This is a genomic window from Streptomyces sp. NPDC054842, assembly GCF_053611025.1.
Map to the genome: position 1 here is coordinate 46605 of NZ_JBSGZN010000047.1, position 13996 is coordinate 60600.

14 protein-coding genes are annotated in these 13996 nt (G+C 72.1%); 9 read left to right on the plus strand and 5 right to left on the minus strand.

Annotated elements, in window-relative coordinates; all coding sequences use genetic code 11:
• Positions 1-90: 90 nt before the first annotated feature.
• Positions 91-1671, minus strand: a complete 1581-nt coding sequence (locus tag ACWGIS_RS29285; protein WP_453365469.1) for an MFS transporter — start codon at positions 1669-1671, stop codon at positions 91-93.
• 583 nt (positions 1672-2254) lie between these two features.
• On the opposite strand from ACWGIS_RS29285, the gene ACWGIS_RS29290 reads away from it, so the two are divergent.
• The 3 genes from ACWGIS_RS29290 to ACWGIS_RS29300 all read left to right on the plus strand — a co-directional run bounded on the left by ACWGIS_RS29290 (position 2255) and on the right by ACWGIS_RS29300 (position 3898).
• The gene (locus tag ACWGIS_RS29290) at positions 2255-3178 is read left to right on the plus strand and encodes an SGNH/GDSL hydrolase family protein (RefSeq protein ID WP_453365470.1); all 924 of its coding nucleotides are present in this window, start codon (positions 2255-2257) and stop codon (positions 3176-3178) included.
• A 103-nt stretch (positions 3179-3281) separates the two neighbouring features.
• Positions 3282-3521, plus strand: coding sequence for a hypothetical protein (locus tag ACWGIS_RS29295; RefSeq protein WP_183117239.1), 240 nt, complete (start codon positions 3282-3284; stop codon positions 3519-3521).
• The gene (locus tag ACWGIS_RS29300) at positions 3521-3898 is read left to right on the plus strand and encodes a toxin Doc (RefSeq protein WP_453365471.1); all 378 of its coding nucleotides are present in this window, start codon (positions 3521-3523) and stop codon (positions 3896-3898) included. Before ACWGIS_RS29295 ends, ACWGIS_RS29300 begins: the two co-directional genes overlap by 1 nt.
• Positions 3899-4108: 210 nt before the next feature.
• Here ACWGIS_RS29300 and ACWGIS_RS29305 read toward each other — a convergent pair whose 3' ends face one another.
• Complete coding sequence (locus tag ACWGIS_RS29305) at positions 4109-4837, minus strand: FAD binding domain-containing protein (RefSeq protein ID WP_453365472.1); 729 nt, start codon at positions 4835-4837, stop codon at positions 4109-4111.
• Between the two features lie 236 nt (positions 4838-5073).
• Complete coding sequence (locus tag ACWGIS_RS29310; RefSeq protein WP_453365473.1) at positions 5074-5262, minus strand: hypothetical protein; 189 nt, start codon at positions 5260-5262, stop codon at positions 5074-5076.
• A gap of 968 nt (positions 5263-6230) precedes the next feature.
• Between ACWGIS_RS29310 and ACWGIS_RS29315 the strand changes: the two genes are divergently transcribed.
• From ACWGIS_RS29315 to ACWGIS_RS29335, 5 genes are all read left to right on the plus strand, one after another.
• Positions 6231-6338: a keywimysin-related RiPP gene (locus ACWGIS_RS29315; RefSeq protein ID WP_355787710.1), complete on the plus strand. Its 108-nt coding sequence runs from the start codon at positions 6231-6233 to the stop codon at positions 6336-6338.
• Between the two features lie 305 nt (positions 6339-6643).
• Positions 6644-8620, plus strand: coding sequence for an asparagine synthase-related protein (locus ACWGIS_RS29320; RefSeq protein WP_453365474.1), 1977 nt, complete (start codon positions 6644-6646; stop codon positions 8618-8620).
• On the plus strand, positions 8617-8874 hold the full coding sequence (locus ACWGIS_RS29325; RefSeq protein WP_453365475.1) for a lasso peptide biosynthesis PqqD family chaperone: 258 nt from the start codon (positions 8617-8619) through the stop codon (positions 8872-8874). The genes ACWGIS_RS29320 and ACWGIS_RS29325 overlap by 4 nt, the downstream gene beginning before the upstream one ends.
• 199 nt (positions 8875-9073) lie before the next feature.
• Positions 9074-9490: a lasso peptide biosynthesis B2 protein gene (locus ACWGIS_RS29330; protein WP_453365476.1), complete on the plus strand. Its 417-nt coding sequence runs from the start codon at positions 9074-9076 to the stop codon at positions 9488-9490.
• A 173-nt stretch (positions 9491-9663) separates the two neighbouring features.
• Complete coding sequence (locus tag ACWGIS_RS29335; protein ID WP_453365484.1) at positions 9664-11421, plus strand: ABC transporter ATP-binding protein; 1758 nt, start codon at positions 9664-9666, stop codon at positions 11419-11421.
• Positions 11422-11548: 127 nt separating this feature from the next.
• Here ACWGIS_RS29335 and ACWGIS_RS29340 read toward each other — a convergent pair whose 3' ends face one another.
• The gene (locus ACWGIS_RS29340) at positions 11549-12100 is read right to left on the minus strand and encodes a YciI family protein (RefSeq protein WP_453365477.1); all 552 of its coding nucleotides are present in this window, start codon (positions 12098-12100) and stop codon (positions 11549-11551) included.
• Positions 12101-12348: 248 nt separating this feature from the next.
• Here ACWGIS_RS29340 and ACWGIS_RS29345 point away from each other — a divergent pair, with 248 nt between their 5' ends.
• On the plus strand, positions 12349-12594 hold the full coding sequence (locus ACWGIS_RS29345; RefSeq protein WP_453365478.1) for a hypothetical protein: 246 nt from the start codon (positions 12349-12351) through the stop codon (positions 12592-12594).
• Between the two features lie 294 nt (positions 12595-12888).
• Here the strand turns inward: ACWGIS_RS29345 and ACWGIS_RS29350 are convergent, their stop codons facing one another.
• Entirely contained in the window at positions 12889-13734 is an 846-nt protein-coding gene (locus ACWGIS_RS29350) for an RNA polymerase sigma factor SigF (protein ID WP_453365479.1), read from the minus strand.
• Between the last annotated feature and the right edge of the window lie 262 nt (positions 13735-13996).

Here is a 13996-nt window from a genome sequence, read left to right on the forward strand (position 1 = left end):
GTCGCCCCCCCCGCGGAAGTCAGGTCGGCCGGTCCCGGCAGCGCGGAACCGGCGCCTCCCGTCAAGCGAGGGAGACGCCGGTCGCCGGACTCACCGGTACGAGTGCTGCTCCTGAGCCGTGGCGGGAAGTGAACCCGCAGCATCGGCTGGGGAGTTGTCGTCGCTGTAGGACGTTGTGGAGTGGGCGGCGGAGCGCAGCAGGAGGGTGACGGCCAGGGCGGCGAGCGCGGCGGCCCCGGCGGCGCCCAGCAGGGCGAGGTGCATGCCGTCGACGAACGCCGTCGTGGCGTGGCCGGCGACGGGGTCGCCCATGGCGTGCGCGGCGGCGAGGGAGGAGCGGGCGGCCTCGGCCGCGTGGTGCGGCAGACCGGGCAGGTCCAGCTGCTCGCGGTAGGTCGCGCTGAGCAGGCTGCCGAGGACGGCGATGCCGAGCGCTCCGCCGAGTTCGCGCGAGAGGTCGTTCATGGCGGACCCGACGTTCTGCAGGGCGTTCGGCAGCGCGTCCGTGATGCAGGTGGTGGCGGGCGTCATGGCCAGGCCCATCCCGGCGCCCAGGGGCAGGAGACCCGCGGCGATGAGCCAGTACGAGCTGGACGCGTCCAGCCGCGACAGGACGAGCATCCCGCCCGCCACGGCCACCAGACCGGCCGTCCAGGGGCCCCGGACACCGAACCGTGCCACCAGGTGCGGGGTGGCGCGGGCGAGCGGGATCATGCCGGCGGCCATCGGCAGCATCGCGACCGCCGCCATGAGCGCACTGTCCCCGCGCACCAGTTGCAGGTACTGCATCATCACGAAGATGAACCCGAAGAAGACGAAGAACTGGAGGGTGATCGACAGCGAGCCCGCGGTGAAGTGGCGGTTCCGGAACAGCCGGGGGTCCAGCAGCGGGTGCTTCCGGCGCAGTTCGAAGCGCACGAACCCCGTCAGGACGACCAGGCCGAGGGCGATCCCGCCGAGCGTCGCCGCACTGTCCCAGCCGCGGGTCGGAGCCTCGATGACGGAGTAGACGAGGGCGACGAGACCGGCCACCGAGAGGAGCGCGCCACCGATGTCGAGACGGGGCTGACGGGCTTCGGCCGACTCGGGCACGAAGAGCAGCGTCCCGACGAGGGCGATCAGTGCGAGGGCGACGTTCAGCAGGAACACCGAGCGCCACGACCATTCCTCCAGGAGCGCGCCGGTGGCGAACAGGCCCACCAGGGCGCTCGCTCCGGCGACGGCGGCCCAGACACTGACCGCACTGGCCCGCTGCGCCCGCGGGAACGTGCTGGTGATCGTGGACAGGGTGGCCGGCATGACCAGCGCCGCCCCGGCGCCCAGGACGGCGCGCAGACCGATCAGCAGGGAGGGGTCGGTCGTCAGCGCTGCGGCGGCCGAGCCCCCGCCGAAGAGGGCCAGCCCCGCGAGCAGCGCCCGCCGACGGCCGAAGCGGTCACCGAGGGCGCCCGCGGGCAACAGGAGGGAGGCGAAGACGAGGCTGTACGAGTCGATGATCCAGGAGAGCTGGGTCTGGGTCGCGTGTGTTTCCCGGGCGAGGTCGGGCAGAGCGACGTTCAGTGATGCCATCGCGGCGACCACCGTGCCGAGAGCCAGGCACGTGACCACCAGAATCAAGTTGTGCCGTACGGCCGGAGCGGGGCCGGCGGCGTCGGCGCGCGTGGACGACATGTCGGTCTTCCTTCGTCGAGGCGGTCCGGGAGACCCCGGTGTCCTGGCTCCACACTCGGCCGCCCGCCCGCCCGTTTCCATGCCGATGAATTAACGGGAGCGTGTGCCGGGGGTGGGGGACAGGCTGCGGCCGAGCCGCGCACATCGCCGTCGCCGACGAGTTCTCGCTGGTGAGAGCCCTCAGCCGGACGGGAAGCCGTCGCCCTTCGCGTGGCGGCTTTCCCGCCAGGGTGACCGCGTCACCCGGCAACTCGCGCGCCTGTTGAATTCGCGCCGAGGGCGGGACCGGGCGCCGGGTGGCTGCGACGGGACCTCGATGCGGTGCGGCTCGGTGGCTCCGCTCACTCGTGCCCCACCGGCGACCTTCGTCCGAGGCGCCCTGGGCCGGGCGGATGGAATGACGGACGTGGCCGAGGCGACGTTGTCCAAAACCTGGCTCAGGAACCTACCTGCCGGTATACAAGCGACGTAGGTCTCGCGGAACAGCGGTTCTCCACGTCACCGCGGTGGCGCATGCCCGCGTGCGCTCCGTCGGGAGTCCGGCATGTCCCGCGGACGGTCACCGCTTCAGGGGAGGGGCACGATGGATCAGGAATCGCGCGAGGGCGGCGCTGTGCCGAGACGGCGGCGCGCCGTCGCACTGGGGGCCGCTCTCAGCAGCTGTGCCCTGGTGGCCGGCTTCGCACCCGCGGCCTCGGCCACGGACGGCGCGGGACACTCCGGGCATCGTACGGACTACGTGGCGCTCGGCGACTCGTACACGTCCGGTCCGCTGATCCCGCGTCAGGTCGACGCCAACTGTGCCCGTTCGGACCACAATTACCCCTCGCTCGTCGCCGCCGCCCGCGAGGTCGCCACCTTCACCGACGTCAGCTGCGGCGGCGCGACGACCGCCGAGATGTGGAAGGCGCAGGGGACCAACGGTCCTCAACTGGACGCCGTACGCCGCGACACCGACCTGGTGACGGTGCAGATCGGCGGCAACGACATGGGCTTCGGCTCCATCATCGGCACCTGTGCCGCCCTTAGTTCGAAGGACCTGTCGGGCAACCCCTGTCAGCAGTACTACGGTTCGTCCGGCACCGACCAGCTCACGCTCAACATCCTGGAGACGGCGCCGAAGGTGGCCCGCGTGCTCCGCGCCGTGCACGCCAGGGCGCCGCACGCCCGCGTCGTCCTCGTCGGCTACCCCGATCTCCTCCCGGAGGACGGGAGCGGCTGCTACCCGTCGGTCCCGTTCGCGGCGAAGGACTTCCCGTACTTGCGGGACACCGGCAAGCGGCTCAACCTGATGCTGCGCACGGTGGCGCTGCTGAACCGGGCGGAGTACGTCGACACGTACAAGCCGACCGTGGGCCACGACATGTGCAAGGCGCCCGCCGACCGCTGGATCGAGCCCCTACGCCCCGCGGCGCCCGCCGCCCCCGCGCACCCGAACGCGACGGGCATGGAAGCCATGGCGGGAGCGGTGCTGGCACGTCTGGACCGGCACGGCGGACACCGCTGACGGCACGCGGGCGGGCGGGGCGTCGCGACGGCGCTCCGCCCGCCCGATGCCGGCGTCCCAGGCGGGGTTCCGCTCACTGGCACCAAGTAGGTACCATCGCTGTATGCCATCGCTCAACGTGTCCTTCACCGACGAGGAGCTCGAGGGGGTCCGCGCCGCCGCCGCCGCCGCGGGCAAGAGCCTCAAGCAGTACCTCCACGACCTCGGGGTGCGCGAGATGCAGCGCAAGCAGTTCGTGGACGGCGCGGGCGTGTGGGCCGAGCGGCTGCGCGGCGAGTTCGACGACGCGTTCCCGGACGAGGTGCCGCCCTCCGAGCGACGTGACGGCGCTGCGGCTGCCTGATGCACTTCTACGTTGACGTCGCCTGGCTGCTCGACGTCCAGGAGACCGCCCTGCTCAGCGAGGACATGTCCGTCGCGGACTACTCCGCGCTCGTGGCCGCCGTCGCCCGGCACCGGACCAAGCTGCCGACGCTCGCCGCCGCCGACCCCGATGCCGCGTGGCGGGCCGCCGCGCTGATGCACACGATCGTGCGCCTGGAGCCGCTCCCGCACCGCAACAGCCTCTTCGCGGCGTTCGTCGCCGCCCAGTACATGGACCAGTCCGGCGAGGGCATCGACCCGCCCTACGGGGGCCTGTCCGACCTGGTCCGCAAGATCCGTGACACTCGTCTCGGCATCCTGCCCGTCGCCGAACAGTTGCGGGCGTGGAAGGTCTGAGTCCTCGCCGGGACGGGCGGGGTCCTTTCTCCCCGCGCTGAGCACGGGAGCTGTCCTCACGCCGAAGATCTGGTCGAAGCCCCGCAGCGCGTGCCCAGCCTCAGGCTGAGCGCAGCGTGCCGAGTTCGGGCTGAGCGCAGGTGCCGCGTTCCAGGCCGGTCGCAGCGTGCCGCGTCCAGGCCGGCCACGGCGTGCCGAGAGGCCGTGGGCTCAGCGGGCCGGGGGCCGCTCCAGGAGGTCGGTGACGTGCCGGCGGACCACGTCCCAGGCCATGGGGTGCAGCGCGCCGACGTCCGTACGGGTCAGGGCCTGCACGACCTGCTCCGCCTCGGTGCCGGGGTCGTACACGGCGCTGTCGGCGAGCACCTCGTAGCCGTCCCGGACGGCGACGCGTATGCGGTGGCTCCCGTCGGCGTCGGTGTGCACCGCGGCGGCGACGACCAGAGGCGGCGGGCCGCCCGCGTCGCCCTCCAGCTTGAGGTACGCGCCGGCCGCCGGCTCGCGCCAGTGGAGGCTCAGCAACAGGGGCCGCTTCGCGACCAGTTCGGCCAGGTCGGTCTCGTACACCCCGTCCGGCGTCAGCACGCGCGCGCGGGCGTCCAGGACGAGGGCGGCCGGGAGCAGGCAGCGCAGGGTGCTGCCGACGATGTTGCCGCCGACGGTGGCCGTGCGGCGGACCGCTCCGGTCCCGACCGAGGCGGCGGCCAGGCGCAGCACCTCGGGCACGCGGTCGTCGACGCGGTGCAGCAGCACCGCCCCGCCCAGCGCGTCACCTGCGACCACGTTGGCCTCCGGCAGGCTGCGCAGGGACATCGCCTGTTCGGGGAAGCCGTCCCGCTGCCAGGTCGCCCACACCAACGTGGCCCCGCCTACCGGCACTGCTCCCTCGGTCAGGTACCCCTGCGCTTCGGACACGGACGTGGGCAGACGCAACTGCACGACAACCGACCTTCTTTCCTGGGGAGTCGGGGGCGGCGGGATTCCGGCCGAATGGCGCCGACGTGGCGCATTCTGCCCACGCCCGCGGGGGCGCGTACAGGGCTCATGACCTCAAGCTGTGCGCCCCTCGCATGGGGCTGAACGCGCGTGACGTCGCGGTGGGCGCGTGCCCGGGGAGCCCGCCGTGGTGGCGGACCGCTCCACCAACTCCCGCTGCCGGCGGGGCCGGCAGTGAGTCAGTCGCCCCCGCCGCCCCCGCAGGACGAGCCGCCGCCGCACGACGCTCCGCCCCCGCAGCCGAAACCGCCACCGTCACCCTGCCACGAACCGCCACGCCGCCGCTTCGACGACGGCTTGCCGGCTCCCCGCACCGCCGAGATCAGCACCACGACGAGCGCGAACCCGACGATCATCACGTAAGCCACGTCCCCCACCCCGTTCTCTGTCCGTTCGGCCGTTGAAGGGGCAATGCCCGGCACCGACCCCGTCCTAAGCCGGACTTGAGGAACTGTAGAGCTTCGAACTCGTGTCTGTGCGTGGCGACCTCACGTACCCGCGGTCCGACTTGCGCACGTGCGGTACGAACCCGTGTGCGTGCATTTCAACTCGCGTACGTGAGCTACGAACTCGCGTACGGATTTTCGGAATTGCCCACGGAAGACGCCCGCCCATTCCAGGAAACCGGGCAACGGTCGCGGTTGGTGCCCGCAGATGCCTTGTGTTCGCGGCCGAGCTGCCCGGCCGTGCACGTGACGGAGTGAGAAATTCTGGGTGCCGGGACCGCATTCCCTGGGGTTCAGGCGAAGGCGGCTCGGCCGGGCGGTCGAAATATGTTTGCCTCGGACAACCTGTGGCGGGAACGATGGGGTATTCGCCGGCCCTCGATGGGGGAATGTGTTATTCCATTGCAGAGCTGTGATGTGAGTGACCGGAGGAGAATCCCATCGTCATCGTGGAGGGATCTCGGGAGAAGCAAGAAGCGCGCCAAGCCGCAATCCGGACAGCGGTGACGAGTGACCGCCTCTCGCCAGGGGAAATCCCGCGCGTTCCCGCTCCATCCTCCCGGTACCTGCGGTTCCGCTCATTCTTTCTCTCGCTCATATGACCGAAATTAGGCGCCTGATCCGGTAAGGGCGAATGCCTCTACCCCTCAATTCCTCATACATGACGGCGGACGCCGGGTGCGCGTGCAGCACGAAGAGCGGCCGGAAGCATGCGCCGACTCCGGTGTGCTCCGGCCGGCTCGCTCGCGCCGTTGTGGCGAGCGAAAACCACGTCTAGCTTTGTGCCTTGTATCGACCGGCCGATCGGAAAAGACGGCCCGTCGATTCGCGGAAAACGGTGCTGCGTTCAAAGGAATCAGTGCCGAATTCACCGACGAAGGGATACGACGATGGCGTACGAGCGTCCCACCCTCATCAAGGCCGGCAGCTTCCACAAGACGACCGGCCTGGCCGGCAAGGGCAGCCCCGACCTGCTGGGCGGCCACAGCCTGCTCTGATCCAACCGGCCGCGCCTCCTCCCTGTCACCGGCGTGAGCGGGTGGCGAGGGCGGAGGCGACGGTCATGAGCGTGGGCGGCCTGGTGCCGCCCACGCTCGCCCGTTGGAGCGCGGACGCGCATCGGCTCGGGGGCGGACACGCGTCGACCTCGCCCGTACAGGGCGGACGCGCATCGACTCCCGTAGAGCGCGGACATGCATCGACTCGCCTGTACGGGCGGACCGCATCGGCTCGCCCGTACAGCGCCGACACGCAAGTGACTCGCCGTACAGCGCGGACACGCATCGAGCGGAAGGGCCAGCCCATGGCGACCGGCACGTCATTTCCCACCACGTCCAGCTGGTTCGTCGTCCTCCCGGACACCGGGGCCGTCGCCGGTCACGCGGCACGGCTGCGTTCCTGCGCGCCGCACGAGATCCCGCACGCCTCCGGCCGGCCCTGGCTGGTCGGCCGCTGGTCCCCGCAGACGGTGACGACAGCGCGGTGCGGCGGCAGCCGTGTCGCCGTGATCGGGCAGCACGCCGTGACGGCCGAGGAAGCGGAACGCGCCGCGCGTACCGGCTCGGCGGCGGCCGTCGAGCGCACGGCCGCCCGATGGCCCGGCAGTCACCACCTGCTCGCGAGCCTCGACGGGCAGGTCCTCATCCGCGGCACCGTCACAGGGGTACGCACCGTCTTCTTCGCCGCGACGCGCGCGTCCGGTGCCCACCTCGCCTCCGACCGCGCCGACGTCCTCGCCGACCTCGTCGGCGCGGACCTGGACGAACGCCGGCTGGCCGTCCAGCTCCTCAGCCCCGGCATCCTGCATCCCCTGACCGCCCAGAGCGTCTGGCACGGCGTCGAAGTCCTGCCCGGTGACCGGCGTCTCCAGCTCGACCGCGACGGGCGCGCCCGGACCGGCCGGTGCTGGTCCCCGCCCCCACCCGAACTGCCGCTGACGGAGGGCGCCCGGCTGGTCCGCGACCGGCTGGCGGCCGCCGTGGCGGCGAGGACCGGAGGCCGCGGCCCGGTCAGTGCCGACCTCGGCGGTGTCGACTCCACCGCGGTGGTCAGCACCGCCGTACGGGCGGACGTGAAACTCGTCGCGTACACCGCCGCGGTCCACGACGTCCTCGGCGACGACGTCACCTATGCGCGGCGCACGGTCGAGGCACTCGGGGGAGTCGAACACCATGTGGTGCCCGCCCGGTCCGTACCCCTGACCTTCGACGGCGTGGACACCCTCGACGACACCCTGGACACACCCTCGCTGTACACGGTCAACCGGCACCGGCGCATGTACATCGTCGAGCAGGCCGCCCGGAACGGTTCCCCCCTGCATCTGAGCGGGATGGGCGGCGACGAGTTGTTCAGCGGCGCCTCCGCACAGGTCCACGGTCTCCTCACCCGCCATCCGCGCACGGCCTGGCGGCACACCCGCGGCTTCGCCTCGAAGCACCGCTGGTCCCGGCGCGCGGCACTGCGGCAGCTGCTCGACCGGCGTTCGTACGGCAGTTGGCTGCGGCTGGTGGCGCGGGACCTCACCTCTCCGCAGCCCGACATGTCGGTGCCCATGTTCGACTGGGGCATCCCGCCGAGGCTGCCGCCCTGGGCCACCGCACGAGCGGTGGACGCCGTCCGCGACCTGGTCCTCGAACAGGCCGGGACCGCGGAGGCGCTGGACACCGGGCACGGCGGACACCGCGAACTCGCCACCCTGCGCACCCTCGCCCGCTTCTCGCGGCACGTCGACCAGATGTCCGAACCCCTCGGCACCGCCTTCGCCTCGCCCTACTACGACGACGCGCTCGTGGAAGCCGCACTCGCCGTCCGGCCGGAGGAACGGGTCACGCCCTGGCGCTACAAGCCGCTCATCGAGGAGGCCATGCGTGGGGTCGTCCCCGAGATCAGCCGTCACCGCACCACCAAGGCGCACGCCGCGTTCGAGGAGGAGACCGGGCTGCGCCGCCACCGCGCCTCGTTGCTCGCTCTCTGGGAGGACTCGCGGCTCGACCGGCTGGGACTCGTGGACGTCGACGCGCTGCGCGACTGGTGCCTGCGGCCACTCGCGGCCGACCTGGAGAGCGCGCTCCTGCATCCGACGGTCGGCTGCGAGGTGTGGCTGCGCTCACGCGAGAGCCGGCGCCCGGGCCGGACCCCGCGCTCCGGCGACGACACCGGCCCGGCCGACGCCGGGCGCCCCGGTCACCACGGGCGCCCGTGGGACGGCGGCCGCGCGCATGGAAGCCTCCACGGCCCGGTGCGGGCCGCGGAAACCGACACAGGAGGTCCTACGGCATGACGATGACCCTGCGCCCCGGAGTGGTGGCCGCCGACACGGAGTACGGCATGGCACTGCTCGACCAGTCCAGCGGGGAGTACTTCACCCTCAACCCGACCGCGGCCCTGATCGTCCGCACGCTGCTCGACGGCACGACCAGGGAGCAGGCGGTGTCGGCGCTCACCGAGAAGTACGCCGTGAGCGCCGAGCAGGTCGAGGAGGACATCGACCGCATCCTGGACGAGCTCCGCACGGCCCAACTCCTGGGCGCCTGACGGGCGTCGGACGCCGGAGGCCGTCGCCTCCACGGGATCGGCCTCCGGTGCTCGCGGTTGTGCCGGCCGCGGGGGCGCTCGCTCAGTCGGCCCCGACACCGGCTGCCGGGGCCCTCGCGCAGTCGGCCCCGATGTCTCCAAGTCCCCTTGTCCATAAGGCTCCTGGTCCACGTCCGTGTCCCCCGGAGGGAAGGCATACGTGTCCACCTCGCAGGTCGTTCCGCACGACCCCCGTTCCGTCCCGCCCGGCCCGCGGCTCATGACCCGGCTGGCCGTCGTCCTCGCGCACCTGCTGGCCAGGCAGCCGCCGGTCCGCATCCGCGCGGTACTCGTACGGCTGCGTCGAGGAGCGCGGCCCGCGACACTGGAGGAGGCCGCCCGGGCGCGCGCGACCGTACTCGCCGTGAGCCTCGCCGCCGGAGGTCAACAGGGCTGCCTGGCACGGTCGTTGGCCACGGTGCTGCTCTGCCGCACACGCGGTCAGTGGCCGACGTGGTGCGTCGGCGTGCGCACCCATCCGCCGTTCGCCGCGCACGCGTGGGTGGAGGCGGAGGGCGTGCTCGTCGGCGAGGGCGCGCCGGCCGACTACTTCCAGCGGTTCTTCACGGTGGACTGAACGGGGTGGCCGCCGCATCTCAGCCCCCGCCGCGACCCCGACCCGAATGCCCTGGGCGTACCGAGGAGGTGCCCGTAGGTGCCGAGACCCCTTCCGGGCGTACCGAGGACGTGTCCGGAGGCACCCAGTGCGCCCCCGGGCGCATCGAGGACGCCCCCGGACGTACCGAGGACGTGGACGGACGGGTGGCGGACGCGTCCGCGCGTCCGTGGAGGCTCACCGCCCATCTGCGGCCCCACCGCACCGGGATCGTCGCGGGGAGTCTGCTGTCCCTCGTCGGCAGTGTGCTGGCGCTGGCCCAGCCGATGGTGGCCAAGCAGATGGTGGAGGCACTCGACCGGGGTCGCCCGGCGCTCGGGACCCTCACGCTGCTCAGCGCGCTGGTCGTGGCCGGCGCGGTCGTCGCGGCGCTGGGCCACTACGTACTGGAGCGCACGGCCGAGTCGGTGGCCTGCACGGCCCGCCGGCGGCTGTCCGAGCGCCTGCTGCGCCTGTGCGTGACCGAGTTCAACCGCACCGACCCCGGTCAGCTCATCTCGCGGGTCACCTCGGACACCACGCTCCTGCGTCAGGTCGCCACCCGCTCGCTCGCCTCCGCGGGCAGCGGATTCCTGGTCATGGTGGCCACGCTCGTACTGATGGCGCTTCTCGACCCGTTGCTGCTGGGGATCACCCTGGCCACCATCGCCGTGATCGGTGTCGCGGTCGCCGCGGTGGCGCCCCGCATCGCCCATGCGTCACGGCAGGCGCAGGAAGCGGTGGGGCACATGGCGACCCAACTGGAACGCACCCTGGGCGCTCTGCGGACCGTCAAGGCCTCGGGCGCGGAGGCACGGGAGACCGCGAGGCTGCACGAGGCGGCCGAGCACGCCCGGGCGGCCGGCACCCGGGCGGCCTGGTGGCAGGCACTGTCGGCCACCGCCTCGACGGTCGCGGTGCAACTGTCGTTCCTCGTCGTTCTCGGCGTCGGAGGAGCGCGCGTGGCGACCGGAGCCATCACCGTGTCGACCCTGGTCGCCTTCCTCCTGTACGTGTTCGCCCTGGCACCCCGGATCGGCCAACTGGTCGAAGCGCTCGGTCTGTTCCAGGCCGGCAGTGCCGCCGCCGTCCGCATCGGCGAGGTCTACGACATGGAGACCGAACCGGTCGGACCGACGTCACCGCCCCCCGGTGCCGGCCCGGCGAACCACCAGCCGGTCCGGCTCGCCTTCGAGCGCGTGACCTTCGCCTACGGGCCCGAAAGCCCGCCTGTGCACCGGGAGTTGAGCTTCAGTGTGCCGGCACGCGCGACCACCGCCCTGGTGGGGCCGTCGGGGGCGGGCAAGACCACCGTCTTCTCTCTCATCGAGCGGTTCCACCGCCCCGACGGCGGGCGCATCCTCGTCGACGGTGAGGACATCGGGGAACGGCCGCTGGCGGAGTTGCGGGCGCTCATCGGGTACGTCGAGCAGGATGCCCCGATCCTGTCCGGCACCCTGCGGGAGAACCTCCTGCTCAGCGCGCCCGACGCGGGTGACTCGGACCTCGCGGGGATCCTGCGCCGGACGCGGCTGGAGACTCTGGTGGCACGCCTGCCGTACGGCCTCGACACGCCCATCGGTCACCGCGGAGGAACCCTGTCGGGCGGTGAACGCCAGCGCGTGGCCGTCGCCCGCGCGCTGCTCCGCCGGCCGGGACTGCTGCTCCTGGACGAGGCGACGTCGCAGCTCGACGCGGCCAATGAGGCCGCGCTGCACGAGACCCTCGCGGAGGTCAGCCGCACGACGACGGTCCTGGTGATCGCCCACCGCCTGTCGACGGTCACCACGGCGGACCACATCCTCGTGCTGGACTCCGGCCGGGTCCGCGCCGCGGGGACCCACGCCCAACTGCTCGCCTCCGACGCGCTCTACCGCCGCCTGGCTTCCGCACCGCACACCGCGCGCCTCTGAACGCCGGGTGCCCGAGGCCGACCAGGGCCGTGAGTGCGTACCGGGTCACCTCGCCGCACGCCCGGCCGGCCTCAGGCAGCCCGTCGGCGTCTCCCGGCCTCATTGAGGTCACCCCGTCTCATGAGGGTCACCGTCGCCCGCCGAACTGCCACGGGTGCACCTCGATGTCGGCGTACCGTTCGGCGGTCAGGACGGAGCGCGCGGTGGCCGGGTCGGATGCCCGGACGAGTGCGGCCGTACCCAGCCAGACGTCGCCCGAGTCGGACAACAGCGGCCCGTACGCGATCAGCTCGGCCGGGTCGGGGGGAAGGCCGAGGTCGGCGGCGTCGTGCCCGGAGCCGAGGCCGAGCACCAAGTACCGGTTGCCGCCGGTCCGACCGCCGGGGAAGTCCCACATCGTGCGCCCCAGTACGTTGCGCCACCGGAACAGCAGGACGTCCCGGTACACGCCCGCCTGGTAGTTGGGCTCGTCGAAGGCGAACGCCCGGGCGGCGGCGGTGTCCGGAAGGTCCACGATGTGCACACTGCCGGTCGCGGCGGCGCCGTCGTCGGTGAGGGTGGGGCCACGGGCGATCATCTCCGCCGCGTACCGGTCCATGTAGGACCAGTGCGTTTCCAGCAGCCTGTCACGCAGCGCGCCGGAGTCGGGACGGTCGCGGTGGAAGCAGAAGAACTCCATGCCCTGGACTCTGTCCGACGCACGCCGACGACTCAACCGACTTGTCGGGCCGCCCCGCGGCCGAGGGCACCCGGGCGCCGACGCATGGCGGGCCCGCCGCTGCGTGGTGGGCGGGGTTCACGCACTGGCTCGCCCACTGCGGAGCCCCCCCGCCGACGTACCGACTCGCCGGCCCGCTCCAGAGGCCCGCCACGCCGGGAGCATCTCCCCCCTGCATCAAAAATCGAACACATGCTCTAATGGTGCGTATGACGCGCCGATCCTTCCCGCCCGACCTGGTCGAACTGCATCTGGCCTACGTCCGCACCTACCGCGCTCTGGCCGGCCCGCCTTCCGACCGGACCGCTCGGCTGCGGCGTGATCTGGTCCGGCTCCATGCCCAGGTCCTGCACCACCCGTACTGGTCGAACTGGTCGGGGCGCCCGTCGGCGGGCTGGGCGTCGATGCGGCAGCAGCTGCGAGGTGAGACCGGCGCCGACCGGGAGGCGTCGTGACGCCGGCCCGTCGTGGGTCCCCTTCTTCGCCCGGCCGGAAGCCGGCACGCTCAGGTCGCCCCTGGGCCCCGGACGGAGGGACCCGCAGGCGCGGTGTCGGCGTTCGGGTGTGCACGTACGTTCTCGCGCGCCTCACCACCGGGCCCGTGTGTGGCGGAGCGTGGGGCGGGGTGACATGACAGCGGGGAGCCCGCCACCGGCATACGGTGGCGGGCTCCCGCGGCGCTCCAAGGGCGCCGCTGCTTGCTTCCGACCTGAGCCGGTCGGCGTCTCGACCGAAGTCGGCCGGCGGGCTCACTGCGTGGTGAGCATGCCCTCACGCAGGTGGGCCAGCGTGCGGGAGAGCAGGCGCGAGACGTGCATCTGCGACACCCCGAGCCGCTCACCGATCTGGGACTGGGTCAGTTCCTCGACGAACCGCATGTGGATGATCTGCCGGTCCCGCTCGTCGAGCTCGGCGATCATGGGCGCGAGCGCGTGGAAGTCCTCCACCAGTTCCAGGGAGGCGTCCTGGGTCCCGATGAAGTCCGCGAGCGCGGTCTCGCCGTCCTCGTTGCCGCTGATGGCGGCGTCCAGGGAGGCGGAGTTGTAACCGTTGGCCGCGAGCCGGGCCTCGATGACCTCCTCCTCCGGCAGGCACATCAGCTCGGAGAGCTCCTTGACCGTGGGCGTGCGGCCCAGGCGGCTGCGCAGCTCCTCGGTGGCCTTGGCCAGCTGTACGCGAGCCTCCTGAAGGCGCCGCGGCACGTGCACGGCCCAACTGGTGTCGCGGAAGAAGCGCTTCATCTCCCCGACGATGTAGGGGACGGCGAAGGAGGTGAACTCGACTTCGCGCGTGAGCTCGAACCGGTCGATGGCCTTGATCAGACCGATCATGCCGACCTGGACGATGTCCTCCATCTCCTGTTCGCCGCGGCTGCGGAAGCGGCCGGCCGCGTAGCGGACGAGAGACATGTTCATCTCGATCAGCGTGTTGCGCACGTACTGGTAGTCGGCGGTGCCTTCCTCGAGGACCGCCAGTTGGTCGAAGAACTGCCGTGAAAGCTCTCTGGCATCCTTCGGTGCCACTTTCTGCGGGTCCGTGATCTCCGGCAGCCCAGCTATACCCGCGTCGACCTTGTCAGCCGTCAATGCCGTCATTCTCATGCCCTCCCAGATAGATCGGCCCCTCACTCGCCCCCTGTGGGCCGACGACCCGCGATTACCCCGGGCCTCGCCACACATGCATGTCTTCTGCGGGCGATCGCCGAAGGACGTCGCCGCGCCCGGTCGCGGGCTCGGCGGCGGCGGGTCGGGCGAGGTGCTCATCGGGGCCTGAGCGGGGCGAGTTGAGGAAACGACACCTTCCTCGGGGCATTCAAGCGGCCGGGCCCGCCGGAGCGTAAAAGCTCCGGCGGGCCCG